The sequence below is a fragment of the Salmonella bongori NCTC 12419 genome (genome assembly GCF_000252995.1).
In the GTDB taxonomy this organism is placed as follows: domain Bacteria; phylum Pseudomonadota; class Gammaproteobacteria; order Enterobacterales; family Enterobacteriaceae; genus Salmonella; species Salmonella bongori.
The window spans coordinates 1184313-1199967 of sequence record NC_015761.1 but is presented as its reverse complement, the minus strand read 5'-3'; the positions used below and the strand labels follow the sequence as shown (position 1 = coordinate 1199967).

The 15655-nt window shown below is 45.8% G+C and carries 10 protein-coding genes and 2 pseudogenes; 6 read left to right on the top strand and 6 right to left on the bottom strand.

What is annotated here, in order from left to right:
• Positions 1 to 62 precede the first annotated feature (62 nt).
• From SBG_RS23075 to SBG_RS05630, 3 genes are all read left to right on the top strand, one after another.
• Positions 63 to 3833: an SET domain-containing protein-lysine N-methyltransferase gene (locus SBG_RS23075; RefSeq protein WP_001214051.1), complete on the top strand. Its 3771-nt coding sequence runs from the start codon at positions 63 to 65 to the stop codon at positions 3831 to 3833.
• Between the two features lie 743 nt (positions 3834 to 4576).
• Positions 4577 to 5395, top strand: a complete 819-nt coding sequence (gene cdtB / locus SBG_RS05635) for a cytolethal distending toxin subunit B family protein (RefSeq protein WP_000754356.1) — start codon at positions 4577 to 4579, stop codon at positions 5393 to 5395.
• A 157-nt stretch (positions 5396 to 5552) separates the two neighbouring features.
• Entirely contained in the window at positions 5553 to 5930 is a 378-nt protein-coding gene (locus tag SBG_RS05630; RefSeq protein WP_001277617.1) for a DUF1353 domain-containing protein, read from the top strand.
• Between the two features lie 158 nt (positions 5931 to 6088).
• Here the strand turns inward: SBG_RS05630 and SBG_RS05625 are convergent, their stop codons facing one another.
• The 5 genes and pseudogenes from SBG_RS05625 to SBG_RS05605 form a co-directional block, all read right to left on the bottom strand.
• Positions 6089 to 6631 carry a glycoside hydrolase family 108 protein gene (locus SBG_RS05625; protein WP_000158846.1) on the bottom strand — a complete coding sequence of 181 codons (543 nt, stop codon included), beginning with the start codon at positions 6629 to 6631 and terminating at the stop codon, positions 6089 to 6091.
• 192 nt (positions 6632 to 6823) lie between these two features.
• The gene (gene artA, locus SBG_RS05620; protein ID WP_000735766.1) at positions 6824 to 7555 is read right to left on the bottom strand and encodes a pertussis-like toxin subunit ArtA; all 732 of its coding nucleotides are present in this window, start codon (positions 7553 to 7555) and stop codon (positions 6824 to 6826) included.
• Positions 7556 to 7571: 16 nt separating this feature from the next.
• Positions 7572 to 7979 (bottom strand): subtilase cytotoxin subunit B, encoded by a 408-nt coding sequence (locus tag SBG_RS05615; protein WP_001033993.1) that lies wholly within the window; start codon positions 7977 to 7979, stop codon positions 7572 to 7574.
• Positions 7980 to 8555: 576 nt separating this feature from the next.
• Entirely contained in the window at positions 8556 to 10997 is a 2442-nt protein-coding gene (locus SBG_RS05610) for an NEL-type E3 ubiquitin ligase domain-containing protein (protein WP_000481983.1), read from the bottom strand.
• 179 nt (positions 10998 to 11176) lie between these two features.
• Positions 11177 to 11463 (bottom strand): annotated as a pseudogene (locus SBG_RS05605) (tail fiber assembly protein); the annotation flags it as partial.
• 272 nt (positions 11464 to 11735) lie between these two features.
• Here SBG_RS05605 and SBG_RS05600 point away from each other — a divergent pair.
• The 3 genes and pseudogenes from SBG_RS05600 to SBG_RS23070 form a co-directional block, all read left to right on the top strand.
• Complete coding sequence (locus SBG_RS05600; RefSeq protein WP_000175908.1) at positions 11736 to 13367, top strand: serine hydrolase; 1632 nt, start codon at positions 11736 to 11738, stop codon at positions 13365 to 13367.
• A 191-nt stretch (positions 13368 to 13558) separates the two neighbouring features.
• Complete coding sequence (locus SBG_RS22805) at positions 13559 to 13735, top strand: hypothetical protein (RefSeq protein WP_020843964.1); 177 nt, start codon at positions 13559 to 13561, stop codon at positions 13733 to 13735.
• Positions 13736 to 14020: 285 nt separating this feature from the next.
• Positions 14021 to 14313, top strand: a pseudogene (locus tag SBG_RS23070) (tyrosine-type recombinase/integrase); the annotation flags it as partial.
• An 85-nt stretch (positions 14314 to 14398) separates the two neighbouring features.
• Here SBG_RS23070 and icd read toward each other — a convergent pair.
• The gene (gene icd / locus SBG_RS05590) at positions 14399 to 15649 is read right to left on the bottom strand and encodes an NADP-dependent isocitrate dehydrogenase (RefSeq protein WP_000444467.1); all 1251 of its coding nucleotides are present in this window, start codon (positions 15647 to 15649) and stop codon (positions 14399 to 14401) included.
• Positions 15650 to 15655 lie beyond the last annotated feature (6 nt).

Sequence of the window (15655 nt, the reverse complement as noted above, 5' to 3'; positions counted from 1 at the left end):
GGCAATCAGCGATGTTAGCCTCCGGTTTACATTAAACCCATTAAACATCAGCAGGAGCCACTATGCGAGGGATTGGAACCATCATTCCTTTTCGCTCACTCACAGGCAGCGATCCTGAAATGCCAGAGTTCAGCGGGGCGTGGTCCAGCATTAAGGATTACTTTCCCCTTCACGTTCAGGATGAGGTCGCGTTGTGCTTTCGCGTTTTTTATCAGCCGGATGAAGGGGTATCGGCGCTGGACAGGCTGAAGCACTTTTTAAGGCTAAAGACGTTAGCGTTTCCGGGACGACAGGATAGCTTCACAGCAGATCGTATGCACGGTACCGGTGAAACCATCTGCGCCATCGCCTCCGGTAGCAGCAGTGTATTTCCGTCTGTCACGCTATCTCTGAGTGATCAAGAGTGGCAGTCGGTACAACCTCAGGAAGAGAAGGCTGACAGCTCGCTATCCTCAGTCAGTGAAGACAGCCGGGAAACAACCGCAACAGAGAGCACAGGAACACGTCCAAAAGGAACCCCTATTACCAATGAGCAGCTTCAGACATGGCGTGACCTGCCGCAGGAGGCGAAACGTGAGGCGGGCGGTTGGAAAAAATGGGCGCGGGCGCAAGGGATATCCACCGGAAGCGCCGGAGCACTTTTATCAAACATCGGGCTTACCGTCCGCGGCGAAGCACGGATAAAATCACTTGAAAACAAAGGCTCGCCCATCACTGAGACACAACTCCTGATGTGGCTTAACATGTCGCCGGAAGAACGCAGCGAGGCTGGCGGCTGGGTAACGTGGGTACTGGCACAGGGAATAAGCATGGGTAGCGCCGGGGCCTATTTGTCAAATGCAGGGTTGACTCTCCGTGGCATAGAACGTCTGCATCTTCCCCAAAATAGAAGTTTCCCCATCACAAACAAGCAGATTCAGGCATGGAATGACCTGACACCGGAGGCGAAACGCGAGGTTGGCGGCTGGGTTAAATGGACACAGGCGCAAGGGATCTCTATCACAAGTGCTCAAAAATATCTGACGAATAGCGGACTGACCTCATTTGGTATAACGCGCCTGCAATCGCCGCAGGAAAAAGGAGTCCCTATTACCCGTACGCATATTCAGACGTGGCGGGATCTGCCGCAGGAGATGAAGCGCGAAACTGGAGGCTGGGTTAAATGGGCACAAGCGCAGGGGATAGCAATCAGTAGTGCAAAAAAATATCTGACCAATACCGGACTGACCCCTTACGGCAAGGAGCGACTGCAATCCCCCGGAGAGAAGGGTTCTTACATTACTGTGACGCAACTTCTGGCGTGGTTTAACATGTCACCGGAAGCTCGCCGCGAGACAGGCGGCGCGAAAACGTGGGCGCGGACACAGGGGATAGCAGCCAGCAGCGTCCGAAAATATCTGACGGACAGCGGACTAACCTCACGCGGTATAGAACGATTGCGGCATGACGAAGATCGAGGCTCCACCATCACGGACAAACAAATTCAGGCGTGGCAGGACCTGCCACAAGAAGCGAAAAACGAAGCGGGCGGCTGGATAGCATGGGCACAGACTCAGGGGATATCCATCAGCAACGCCAGACTCTATCTGACAAATAGCGGGTTAACTTTCCGCGGCATGACGCATTTGAAGTCCCCCGAAGAGAGGGGCTCCGTCATTACCAAAACGCAGATTCAGACGTGGCAGGATATGTCGCCAGCGGAGAAACGCGAGGCTGGCGGCTGGATAGCGTGGGCACAGGCGCAGGGGATATCCTTCACTAGCGCAGGCGTCTATCTGACCCACCGCGGGCTCACTCCCCGTGGTATATCGCGTCTGCAGTCGGCAAAAGGTAGAAACGCCTCTATTAGCAATACTCAGATTCAGGCGTGGCGGGATCTGCCACAGGAGATGAAACGCGAGGCTGGCGGCTGGACAAAGTGGGCACAGACACAAGGAATCTCTCTCTGGAGCGCTAAGAACTATCTGACAAATTCAGGCTTAACGCCCCGTGGCGCAGAACGATTGCAGTCAACCGAAGAGAAAGGCACCCTTATCACAGAAACGCAACTTCTGGAATGGTTTAACATGTCGCCGACAGCACGCCATGAGGCAGGTGGCTGGATGCCGTGGGCGAAGTCGCAGGGGATATCCATCAGCAATGCCTACTCTTATCTCACAAACAACGGACTGACCCGACGTGGCATGGAACGATTGCACTCCACTGAAGAGAGGGGCGTTCACATTACGCAGGGACAACTCCAGGCATGGCTTAACATGTCACCGGAAGCACGCAGTGAGGTCGGCGACTGGATGACATGGGCGCAAACGCAGGGAATATCAATCCGCAGTGCCAGAAAATATCTGACGAACGCCGGACTAACTCCTTTCGGCATGGAACGACTACAGTCCCCTGAAAAGAGGATCTCCCGGATTACGAAGGAACAACTCCAGGCATGGCTTAACATGTCACCGGAAGCACGCAGCGAGGTCGGCGACTGGAGGATATGGGCGCAAGCGCAGGGAATATCAATCAACAGTGCCAGAAAATATCTGACGAACGCCGGACTAACTCCCCTCGGCATGGAACGACTGCAGCCTCATGAAGAGAGGGGCTCCGCCATTACCAAAACGCAGATTCGGACGTGGCAAAAACTGTCGCAGGAGGCGAAGCGTGAGGCTGGCGGCTGGAGAGCATGGGCGCAAGCACAAGGAATATCTATCCTGAATGCCTCCACCTATCTGACAAACACAGGGTTAACTGTCATTGGCATGGAACGCCTGCAGCCTCTCAAAGAGAGAGGGTCTCCCATCACAGAGGCGCAACTTCTGGCATGGTTTTCCATGTCACCGGAGGAACGCCGCACGTCAGGCGGGTGGGCCACATGGGCGCAAGCGCAGGGGATATCCTACAGAAGCGCCAAAAAGTATCTGACGCTGACAGACAGCGAGATACCTTCCGGTCGTACTCGCCCCTCACCCTCCGCAACCGTCACGAGTGCCAGTCAAGAGGCATCGGCAGCCGCAGGTAAAGAGGATGTCAGAATGAGCACGCCTTCGGAGAGTATCGGAGATAAACGCTCACTTCCCTGGGCTGAAGAAGATATCTCTGCCCCGCAGGCAAAACAAATCAAGAAAGAGGAAGACGCCGTGACCTGGCGGACGCACCAGATAGACAATAACCTGCCGATTCTGCAGCACTGGCGTGACCCGACGGTATCGGTTATGGAGCAGGCAGAAGGCGGAAAGGAGGCCTTACAGGTCACTCTCTGGGGTAGCCTTTTTAACCGACTCCCCCGGCGAATAAAAGTCAGGATTAATCAGGATATCCAGTGGTTCCTGCAAAATGAAGGTAACCATGATGCGCGCATGAATGACATGATGACCGTGTCGATTCCTCTTGATGACAGCGACGGCTACCGGGGACGCACCGTTTACGCGCGTACTGACCTTCCCGCCTTCACCGTACTGGGGCCCTACTCCGGCCGCCTGCTGGAAAGCGAAACGGTACGGTGTGAATATGAAAAAGAATATGGCAGGGAAGCCAGTAATTATTACTTTGCCACACGAAGCCAGGAGCGAATCGTTTCTGCCTGGCCGCAGGGAAATCTCCTCAGCCTGATTAACAACCCGGTATTTGGCCGCCGGACCGCGGAGGCAGAAGCAAGACAGAACGTCAGCGCGGTCCTTGTCGGAAAGAACATTACCTTTTACCTCACCACACGCAACATCAGCGCCGGGGAAGAACTGTGGTTTGATTACGGAGCGGATTACCAGCATTTTGAGGCAGGTAAAGAGCTGCGGTCAGGGCAGATTAAAGAAGAGCCACCATCCCCGGAGGCCGAAGCTGTATAAAACTACTCGATTCTTTTAAAATCCGAAAGAGTATCTGCCCTTCCCCGGGCCTGGAGTGGACTGACACTCCAGGCTTGTTTTACATCTCATGTAATATTCACAAACACCATATAAATCCAAATGGATCAAGACCACTACATATCTGAGCGCAATCATCTGCCGAGTGCCCTTGATCCATGCATGTCATCGCCAGCGCTGACAGGGAAAAAAGAGAAGTAAAGAAGGCCAAAAATAATAGCAGCCATATAGACTTAATTCTACTCATAGTTCCTCCGCGCAATACTCTACTTTTGTTTTTTTACCTGATGCAAGACCTCCAGAGTAAGAATAGACAAATATTCCCTCCTCACAGGGATAATAATAACTCTGTTGATGGGTAGTTGATTTTTTACTTATAGTACATTCAATGAATAGATCTTCTTTTTATTTATATAAATCAAAGAAGTACAGTCATGATTAGTTAAGCAAATGAGAGTTAAAGTTCATTATACCATTCATTTACACATATCAACCTTATTTCTAATAATAATCAATTAATTGTATCAGATAAATCATCATTGCGCTCCTGAATAGACATCTATTTTAGTTCTATTGACATTAGGCTATGTATCTTATTACCTGTACAAGAAACACGCCAGGCATTGCCGCATTAACATCTGCATAACGCACCAATAGGCTATGAATACATACATCTGACAGATAAATAAGTAATTAAACATCTACTTAACAGGAGAGTGGATATCATGAAAAAAACTGTTTTTTCCTTTCTCATCATGATCATCTGCAGCTATATTTCTTTTGCCCGCGCTAATATCAGCGATTACAAAGTCATGACCTGGAACCTTCAGGGCGCATCAGCTGCCACTGAAAGTAAATGGAACGTCAATATCAGGCGGCTGGTAAGTGGTAGTGATGGTGCAGATATTCTTATGGTTCAGGAAGCTGGCGTTATCCCCTTGTCAGCGGTTCCAACCGGGCGGCATATTCAGCCTTTTGGCGTAGGTATCCCCATTGAAGAATATACCTGGAACCTTGGAACCTCCCGTCGTGAGGATATACGCTATATCTATTACTCGCGTATTGATGTTGGAGCGCGTCGTGTTAATCTGGCAATAGTTTCCCGGCAAAGAGCAGATAATGTTTATGTCCTGCGCCCGGTAACCGTTGCATCTCGCCCCATCATTGGTATCGGACTGGGTAATGATGTTTTTCTGACGACACACGCATTGGCCAGCGGAGGCCCGGATGCTGCGGCTATTGTCCGAGCGACCTATGACTATTTCAATCAGTTTTCAACACGGCATTTCTCCTGGTTTCTGGCCGGAGATTTCAACCGTGCGCCTGGCAGACTTGAAAATGATCTTATCACCGAAAGGCTTAATCGTGAAGTCACCGTACTCGCGCCTGAAGAACCTACGCAAGTTGGCGGTGGAGTTTTAGATTATGGCGTCATTGTCGATAGAGCACCTTATTCACAACGGCTTCAAGCGTTACGTAATGATACGACACCACAACTTGCTTCTGATCATTATCCCGTAGCATTCCTTGCCCAAAGTTGCTAATGAGAGCACAGTAAAAAATATTATTTTTAACACACCTCAGATAATAAATCTGTTAGCAGAAAAAGAAAACAACAGAGCAGTCACTTTCGGCTATAGATTTTCACAGTATGAGTCCTGATGTTGGGTACAGTGTACAGAATTAATAAAAGGTAATATTATGAGTTGTTTTACTAGTCCAGCCATAATGGAAATGTTAGGTCATTATAGATGGCGTGTTTATGAACCATTCAGATTTTATCTCAGTGAAGACAAAAATGATGTCATTGAAGTCCCGGTAGGGTTTGTTACCGATCTTGCCACTATTCCGCGTATTTTCTGGTCACTATTACCGCCAGACGGCGAATACGCCAAAGCGGCAATTATTCATGATTATCTGTACCACTATCCGTTACGTGACAGAAAAGAGGCCGATCTCATATTCCTGGATGGCATGAAGGTTCTCGGCGTGACCAAATGGAAACGAATATTAATGTATTTAGCGGTAAGAATATTTGGCTGGAAATACTATCACTCTCATGTCATACAGCATAATTAATTTACGCATAATCATTTCAAAAACGAATAAAATAAATATATTATTTAAGTATAAAAAATTCCACACCCTAAAATAGTGCCAATGATCTTAACGGTTTTAGCTATTTTACTGGCTGAACGATTCTCGCACGCTACCATCAAGGATTCTGAGTAATGAAATTACAATCTTACTCGTTCTTTCATCCATCCGTAAACAAATGATTCATTTGCCTGCCGCTGTTCAGCCAGTTCGAGATAGCGTTGCCCCTGACTACAATTCAACGCCTGGATAAGAATCCTTTCACCCTCATCTTTCCGGTGAGAGAGGAAAAATGTTAGCGCCGAAAGCGTTCGTGGCCCGATCTGACCATCTGCTATCAAATCCGGATAAAATCGTTGTTGATCATTAAATACGTTCAGCCAACGCTGAAAATACTTAATCGGAGTAGATGGCCCCATATTAACACCAGTATCACAAAGCTCAGCTGCAACAGAGTGAGAAATAATGGCAACCTGATCAAACCGTGGACCATACCAATAATCTGCCTCAAGGATGTTTAATGCCTGGTTGCGAGTAAGATTTCGCATATCGCCCATATAGCCATTCGCGCGGGCCATCGTCAGAGTGATTCCCCAATGTGTTGGTCCCCCTCTGTCGTCAGGATGATTAACGTAACCGCCTTCTCTACTCAGTATAGATGCAAAAATTTCATCTTTAGTCATGATTGCCCCTTCTGACAGGAATGAACTACGTACCCGCATACCATGATTGATAACGCGCTTAATCTGACAAGAATACTTATAATCATTATATAACCCTTATCTTTAAGCAGAAACAAAACCTGACAAACGACATTAAACAGACTACTTAACAGTAGCCTGTTTAATTTAATGTACCGCACAGACCAACCTCATTCATTTAGAAAGCAGAAGCTCTATTACTGGCCTTGCGTCATAAAATGACATTTTATACACGTCAGTTTTTTGTCCTCTATGTGACTGACACACGCTACATATCGAAAAGCATGAACTTAATAGTGGGCCGAATGCATTAATCCGTTGCTGAGTAGTAGTATGTGGCTCCGGAAGAAAAGGTATCACTCCTGGATTAGACTCACTGCTTATACTTAAATAATTGGTATTCATTGTGCTTGTCCCCTCTTTTACCTGACCTGATGTACTATCATAAACAAGCTCTACGGCCTTTTGAATATTTTCGGGTAAAACGGATAATGTCGAAACATACTCATTTTGTTGTAATCGCATCATCGTTTTTTCATAAGCATTAAAGTGACCACCTTGCGATTCCAGGTAATCGACAGATGGAGACAAACTATAGAAATTATTGTCTGCGCGAATTAGATATCGGTACAGATGACCATTGAATGTTGAACGGGAGAAGTACGCTTTGGCTATAGCATAAGTCTGATTAACATTTGAGGTGGTGGCAATATAGCGACTATCACTACTTCCACCGCCACATGACCTTCCACTGATAAATTGCTGTAGATCACGATTATATCCAAGTAGTGAAAAGCCATCACGGAAAATCACACTTGGCGGAGTTGAATCCACACGATACACAAAACTAATCGCATAGCTATTAAAACTAACGATTATTAAGGTTAATAACATTAACTTTTTCATTATTTATTTTCCCCTCTCACTGGGGGCCAAAGCATTGTGTTGCACTACACGATGAGAGCCCCACAAGGGCATTTGTTGAGAAAGTATTTATAAAGTCTTGATTGGTCCAGATATTTTGCTGAACATGAATCCTTACGGCTTGCCCTGTACTGTAAAAATATCTTGCCTGGTCAAGAAGTTCTTTAAAGGAAGGCGCCCATATGCTCTGCTTTGCTACCGAACATGCAACAACCGGTGTACCACTGCCATTAGCTTTAACCGCTTTTATGCAAAAATAAGGACTAGTATCTATCTGGCCAACATGAAACTCACTGATAATTTCATCTGAGTAATAGGCGTTTGAACTATCCCCCGTCCACTCAGCGCTGGCATAGAAAGAACAAGCGAGGCTTAATAATGTACAAACAGGAACAATCTTATTCATATGCTACCCCTCTCCTGTACATTTGAAATATTTGATAAAATACAAATTTATTATATTTCACCACATTAAAATTCAGTCTAACATGGCTTACTTCAACAAAACGTTATCAGCTAAGATAAATAGCAAAACTCACTTGTGAATAGCAATAATATACATAAGCAAAACTTTCATTGCTGATAATAAGTCATACCTATTTTTATCTGCCGCAGAATACTTAGTCCGATAATAAAACGGTCATTTCCCGGGATGATTTACCACCGCCATCTGCCTGCTGACCGTAAGTTCCAGTAAAGGTGGAAGCACGTACTGCTAAATTAGACAGACTGTAACAAGTTCACCGGTAAAGGTATTTGGGAGTAACTATTGGCTCACTATTGCAGTGCCAACGGGGAGTTAATAAATCGTTATCATTCCTGTTTCAATCACTGAATCACCTGTTGCTTTGGAAAAATTTGTTGAGCCGGGATGAGCCCCAATAAGCTCATTGCTGACAAAGCTGACCAGCACCTATCGAAATAGGGTGCTGGTCTTATTAGGTATAATTTTCTGAGGCTCCCTTAGCCTGCAGGAACATCTTTACTGCTCAGGTTTTCCTTTCCATGGCGCATTAAGAAGCTGCTCAAGACCTTTTTCTGCCAGCACCTTCTCCGTTACGCTTTTCAGCAATCTATTATCCATTTCTTCAAACACCCCCATTTGGGCCGAAAGCTCAACGTCCTGAACACCACTCTCTTTTAAGCTCTTCACTACCTCACGGAGCCGTTGATTATACTCATCAGACTCCAAAATATCCGCTCTTCGCTCCTTAATATCGTTCCAAACTTCCGGTACGATCCGCTCCAGTACTTTATGCCACGGGTCCCATCGTGCGAACCACTGTCTGAAACTGGCGGACTCTGCTTTTTTTATGCGCTCTTCCGCTTGTTGCAGGTCAGCCCGGGTAATACCGGAAACCCTAAAAAATCGCATCTCTTTGGTCACAGTTTTGAGCTCAAACACATCACGCAGGTAGTTCTGATATCCCAAAAAAACCTCAATGGGGTCAACCAAATGCATTCTTTTTACTTTTTCCTGCGCGATTTGTTCTATTTGCTGCAGGCGAAAAACCTCTCGTCCAAGGGGTATCAACTCCGACAACCTGCTGTCGAAATCCCCTTTTTCAATATCGTATACCTGTAATGCACACTGAATATTGTGGTAAGTATAAGTAACGCGATCTTCACATCTTTCCGTTGCTTCAACGGTTATAGCAAAGGCTTTTTCCCTCAAAGCATCATCATCCCCTAGCCTCATCAATAATGCAGACACCTCAGCCATAAAGTCCGGATTTTTAGCATTCTGTGTTTTAAGCAGGTAGTCAAGAAATGCACTGAATACTTCTGCATTGGTATTTGTTTCAAATGCCCTCCACTTCTCTGCCTCGTGGAGGGGCAACCAGTTCCTGACGGCCTGATGAAGCGGCTGAATTGTTCGGGTCGTTGAAGGACGTCCCATCGAGAACATTACCCGGGAGCCTTCATAGTCATCTGCAGACATTAACTCCTGCAGACGTTGTATAGCTCGTTCTGACAGGTGATTACCGTCAGCACGTATAGTTGCATGCAACTCACTGACTATACATTCCGGAAAGGTGGTCAACTGGTTATATTCAACGTTCAGCACTTCAAGTCCCGACGGTAGTGTTTCCGGTAAAGCAGTTAACTGGTTAACGCTGGCATCAAGTTTTTTCAGTCCCGACGGTAGTGTTTCCGGTAAAACAGTTAACTGGTTAATGCTGGCATCAAGTTCCTCCAGTCCCGATGGCAGCGCTTCCGCTAAAGCAGTTAACTGGTTAACGCTGGCATTAAGTTTTTTCAGTCCTGACGGTAATGTTTCCGGTAAAGTAGTTAACAGGTTTCCGCTGACATTAAGTTTTTTCAGTCCTGACGGTAATCTTTCTGGCAAGTGCGTCAAGCGGTTAAATGCGACATCAAGTCTTTTCAGGCCATCAGGCAAAATTTCCGGCAACGCTGTTAAACGGTTTTGCCTAACATCCAGCTCCTTAAGTTCAGGAGGAAGAGTCTCTGGCAAATCTGTAATCCTGTTTTCATCAACATACAGTTTGCGCAGCTTTTCAGGCAGCGTCTCCGGTAGCCGGGTTAGTTTGTTTTTGCTAACACCCAGTATCTCAAGTCCCTGCGGCAACTCTTCAGGCAGCTCCGTAAGTTGGTTCTTATGAAAAATGAGCTCACGCAAGCTGTCAGGCAATCTTTCCGGCATGATAGTAAGTTCATTGTAAGATACGTCCAGTGTTTCCAGTCCGACAGGAAGCCTATCCGGGAGTGAAGTTAATTCATTAAGACCTGCAGTCAGATTTTTCAGGGTAGCAGGCAGATTATCTGGCAGCGCCGAAAGAGAATTACCTCCAACATCCAATTCCGTAATCCAGTCAGGGAGAGGTGGTAATGAGGTTAGAGCCAGGCCATGCAAATCCAGACGACTTTCACCACTCTCTTTGAAAGCGCTTAGCCGTTGTAACGCTGTTTCACGATCTTCTTCGTTTCCGGGGGGGACATCATGCTGCCAGACTGTCCACATAGCCTCATATTCCCTGTTTTCTAACGGCATAGCGCCAACATCTCCAACCTGCTGAGTGTCAACGCTACATGTTACCGTACCGCCTTCCCATTCAAGTGTACAATGTTGGGAATCAATGCCGACCACCAAAACTTCCTTGCTATCGGCACCCACAATACAAAATTGATGTATATCCTCCCGGTTACACTGAATATTGTCCTCCCACGCCGGGAAGGTAAGTGCTTTTAAATGGTTAAACCAGCAGTTGATATGATCCAACACTGTTCCCCGGGTCGGATGGAAAATTTCAGCGAGACACTGTTGCGCCTCTTCGTAATTTTCCTGCGGGAAAAAAAACTGAATTTTTTCCCATACAATTTTTTCTGGAGATGCCTCTGGTGCCACTGTACCAGTAATAGCCTGCATACTTACAGAAGGTTGCGTAGTGCGGATATTAAACATATTCTACCTCCTGGTTTACAGCATAATAAGAATATATTAACGCAAGCACACGTACTAAACTTTCATTTTACGTCCAAAACTAGCAATAAAAGACCAATGACATACAGTTATGTCATAAATTATAATAACTATCTGTGTTGCATCTGCCCTATAATCGGTATATCTGGCCAATCAAGTTTTTAACTGTCTACCCTGTTTATCCACACTCTGTATTTTTCCATTCGTTGAGCTGCGCTTTCTTATTATCTGTTGCAATTTCATGATCAACTGCATCCTGTAACGGCGTGTTTTTTCAGATGCTATTTGCAAAAGGCGGCTTTTGGTCCCTTTAGCTTCACGAAATCTGGCTGCTATTTCCGCAGTTTCATTCTTCCCCACGTCTTACCATCCCCTTTCTGGTCTCACCATCTGGTGAAACCGATGTGACGTTTTCAGACAACAGGCCAGGATGGAAAATATAAAACTGACGGTAGAAAAAAGAAATTCAACTCCTGGGATAAAACAATAAATATCGAAAAATATTTTTTTATAATTGCATTCAATTAATGCTCGCAAATTTGTCACACATTTACTCAGCAAGGAAAGTACAATCAGACAACACAGAAACATATCATTACATAATCACAAAAAATGTTACTAGCGATATACTAAATGACATTCGAACGAGACTATAGAACATACTCTATTATTCAGAAGAGATATAACTTTAACGCTCAATCTTTTATAAAGGAACCATATATGACTCTCTCATTAAAAATGACCCTCATTTCAGCTTGCATTATGACATCAAGCAGCATGTTAACATTACCGACCTATGCCTCCGATAATAACCATACAACACTCTATTTATTACAACGAGGGGACCCAAGTTTGAAATCCCATGGTAAGTATATTGATCAAATGATATCGGACTTTATGAATAAAAATGACCTTCCCGGGCTTTCAATGGCTATAGTACAAGCTCCATATATCCCCAGAGCGGCTGGATACGGGTTGGCAACATTAACCAACGATGAACTGGCTTCAATCAAAACTATATGGAACGTCGGTCCAATCACACAAGGCTTTACGGCTGTGGCTATTTTTCAGCTAGTTGAGATGGGAAAACTGGATGTAAATGACGCCGTTTCAAAATACATTAAAGACCTTCCCTCAAGCTGGCAGGATATTACAATCCTTCAGTTACTGCAGCACTCTTCAGGTATTCCAGACTTCCGGAGTCATGGATTTAAAGCTTCTCAAAAGTACTCTCCCGATATGTTGCTTGACCTGGTTAAATCGCTCCCCGTTAACTTCAAGCCCGGTACTGCAGTCAAGGATAGTGCAACAGATTTTATCATACTGGGTAAAGTCATTGAACGATCGAGTGGAATGTCCTATGAAGACTTCATCAAAAAATATCAGATCGAACCATTGAACTTAAAAAGTACAATGTTCTTTGATGATATGCAGAAAAAAGTTCACTTAGATCGCCCCGCACCAACTAAGGAAAAAAATCAGCATTCAATATTTAAATCACAATCAGTTTATATTGATCCGACAGAGCCAGCTACCGGGTATAAAATAGTGAACGGGAAACAGGTTCCAGTAAAAATGGATGAGTCCCAAAATATGTATGCTTATGCTGGACTCTGGTCATCAGCAGAAGATATTAGTCGATGGGATATAGCCCTTGCTGGTAGTGTCCTGGTTAAAGATCCTGCTCATCGTGACATTATTTATAAACCAGCTAAATTGAAAAATGGCACTGTCGTTCCAGCAATGGCCGGATGGGAGTTTACTCATCATCCCGGTTTTATGGAAATCAAAGGAAGCAACGGAGGTTTTAGTGCTTATTTAAGCCGTTTCACAGCCAGTGATGAGCTGGTTTGTGTCACTTTAATAACAAATAAAGAAAATATTGACCTCACTACTCTGGCTCGAGATATTGCTGAAGCATACAAAACCGGCCTTGGCTCAGGATTAGATCCAGACAAAGTCATCACTCAAGAAAGTAAATTTAACGTGGATGAAACGGTAAGCAGACTTAAAGAACAGCTTACAGCTAAAAAAATCCCAATATTTGCCCAGTTTGATCACGATGAAAACGCCAGGTCCGCCGGGATGAAGTTAAGGCCAACAAAAGTACTGGTGTTTGGTAATCCTGCGGTTGGTACAAAACTCATGCTTGATAAACAGGGCGTTGCACTTGAACTTCCTTTACGTATTTCCGTCTGGCAGGATGCTCGTGGCCGGGTGTGGACTGGATACGAAAACCTGGACCGATTGTCTCAGGATTATGGAATAACTGATACAGAAACACTGAATAAAATTTCCAGCTTCATGCAAAAGTTAACCAGCAACGCAAACAACGTATTTAGCACTCCTTAAAGGAGGTGGGAATCCTCGCCTTTTAGGGCGAGGAGCAGTCAATACCATTTTCCAGGTTATATTTTCTTAAGGTTTTAAAATATTCAAAGCGTGACTAAAGTCACAGACAATTATATCCTGCCAATGAAATAAATATCTGCACACCCGATACAGGGTGTCGTGGCATAAAGTGTTTTTCAGGATTAATCCTGATGTATGGTGAATTTTTATTGCTGGTATTCAGGGCTGAGGCTCAGCCCTCTTTTTATTATTATTTGCGGAAATTATTACCCGTGATTTCCTTAAATAATGATAAAAAAGTTGAGTATCATTCATTAGGGGCAGTTTATCGCGGCCCCTTTTTTTCTTTTTATCCGAAAGTGCCGTAATCCCCCGTCCTTTTAGGTCGGGAATGATGAGACATGCCGTTGACTTTTTATCTAAACATTTGTTGACGAGGTACGCGACAAGCCCGCCGTTTAAGGCGGAGAGCGGTTAAAAGCACACCAGGCCAGTCAGGATTTAAGGTATACACCCGGGCTTCAGGCAAAAGCTAACCAGCAATACAAAATACCCATTCTACAGTCGCAAAGTGAATAAAATTTACTGGCGATACAAACACCTCGTTACTGGGAAATCTCATAGCCTCGGAACAAATGAGGAAGAAGCTACAACTGCATATTGTTCAGGAAAAAACTGGAAGCAAAATAGCTATTCCACTTTCACTTCGCTTGAATGCCATTAGTCCCGCACCATTACCATGAATTTCAGCAAAGCTCGGGATAAGGCAGATATTGACTGGGGATCCGGCACGCCAGCTACCTTCCATGAGCAACGCTCACTTACTGAGCGGCTTTACGAGGCTCAGGGAATCAAGACTCAAAAGCTGCTCGGACATAAATCGCCAAATCAGACAGCCCGTTATCATGACGATCGGGGTAAAGGATGGATTACTATTGCGGTCTGAATTGAGGAGTATTGATAACCGCTCGAATGCTAATAATAAAAACGGGGACGTTAAGCCCCCGTTAATGTTTTAGCAATTATCGGTATTACATATTCGCGATAATCGCGTCGCCAAACTCTGAACATTTCAGCAGCTTAGCGCCTTCCATCAGGCGTTCAAAGTCATAGGTCACGGTCTTCGCGGCAATCGCGCCTTCCATACCTTTAACAATCAGATCCGCCGCTTCGAACCACTGCATGTGACGCAGCATCATCTCAGCGGACAGAATGATAGAGCCTGGGTTTACTTTGTCCTGGCCTGCATATTTCGGCGCAGTACCGTGGGTTGCTTCGAACAGCGCACATTCATCACCAATGTTTGCCCCAGGCGCAATACCAATACCGCCAACCTGCGCTGCCAGCGCATCGGAGATATAGTCACCGTTCAGGTTCATGCAGGCGATAACGTCATATTCCGCCGGACGCAGCAGGATCTGCTGCAGGAAGGCATCGGCGATAACGTCTTTCACCACGATCTCTTTGCCGGTGTTCGGGTTCTTGATTTTCATCCACGGGCCGCCGTCGATCAGTTCGCCACCGAACTCGTCACGCGCCAACTGGTAACCCCAGTCTTTAAACGCGCCTTCGGTGAACTTCATGATGTTGCCTTTATGGACCAGTGTCACGGAGTCACGATCGTTAGTGATGGCGTACTCAATTGCCGCACGGACCAGACGTTTGGTGCCTTCTTCAGAACACGGTTTGATACCAATACCGCAATGTTCAGGGAAGCGAATTTTCTTCACGCCCATCTCTTCGCGCAGGAATTTGATCACTTTCTCAGCGTCGGCGGAATCGGCTTTCCACTCAATACCCGCGTAGATATCTTCGGAGTTTTCACGGAAGATGACCATATCGGTCAGTTCAGGATGCTTTACCGGGCTCGGGGTGCCCTGATAGTAACGGACCGGGCGCAGACAAACGTACAGGTCGAGTTCCTGACGCAGCGCCACGTTCAGAGAACGAATACCGCCACCGACCGGCGTGGTCAACGGGCCTTTGATAGCCACACGGTATTCACGAATCAGATCAAGGGTTTCAGCAGGTAGCCAGACGTCCTGGCCGTAAACCTGGGTGGATTTCTCACCGGTGTAAATTTCCATCCAGGAAATTTTACGCTCACCTTTATAGGCTTTTTCGACTGCGGCATCGACCACTTTGAGCATGGCAGGGGTTACATCAACACCGATACCGTCGCCTTCAATAAACGGGATAATCGGATTCTCAGGAACGTTGAGTTTGCCGTTTTGCAGGGTGATCTTTTTACCTTCCGCCGGAACAACTACTTTGCTTTCCATTCACCT

Bases quoted from the DNA above. Each gene is read 5' to 3' on its own strand.
- cdtB (WP_000754356.1), top strand. From the start codon at position 4,577: ATGAAAAAAACTGTTTTTTCCTTTCTCATCATGATCATCTGCAGCTAT.
- SBG_RS05630 (WP_001277617.1), top strand. From the start codon at position 5,553: ATGAGTTGTTTTACTAGTCCAGCCATAATGGAAATGTTAGGTCATTAT.
- SBG_RS22805 (WP_020843964.1), top strand. From the start codon at position 13,559: ATGTATGGTGAATTTTTATTGCTGGTATTCAGGGCTGAGGCTCAGCCC.
- SBG_RS05610 (WP_000481983.1), bottom strand. From the start codon at position 10,997: ATGTTTAATATCCGCACTACGCAACCTTCTGTAAGTATGCAGGCTATT.
- SBG_RS05600 (WP_000175908.1), top strand. From the start codon at position 11,736: ATGACTCTCTCATTAAAAATGACCCTCATTTCAGCTTGCATTATGACA.
- SBG_RS05615 (WP_001033993.1), bottom strand. From the start codon at position 7,979: ATGAATAAGATTGTTCCTGTTTGTACATTATTAAGCCTCGCTTGTTCT.
- SBG_RS23075 (WP_001214051.1), top strand. From the start codon at position 63: ATGCGAGGGATTGGAACCATCATTCCTTTTCGCTCACTCACAGGCAGC.
- artA (WP_000735766.1), bottom strand. From the start codon at position 7,555: ATGAAAAAGTTAATGTTATTAACCTTAATAATCGTTAGTTTTAATAGC.
- SBG_RS05625 (WP_000158846.1), bottom strand. From the start codon at position 6,631: ATGACTAAAGATGAAATTTTTGCATCTATACTGAGTAGAGAAGGCGGT.
- icd (WP_000444467.1), bottom strand. From the start codon at position 15,649: ATGGAAAGCAAAGTAGTTGTTCCGGCGGAAGGTAAAAAGATCACCCTG.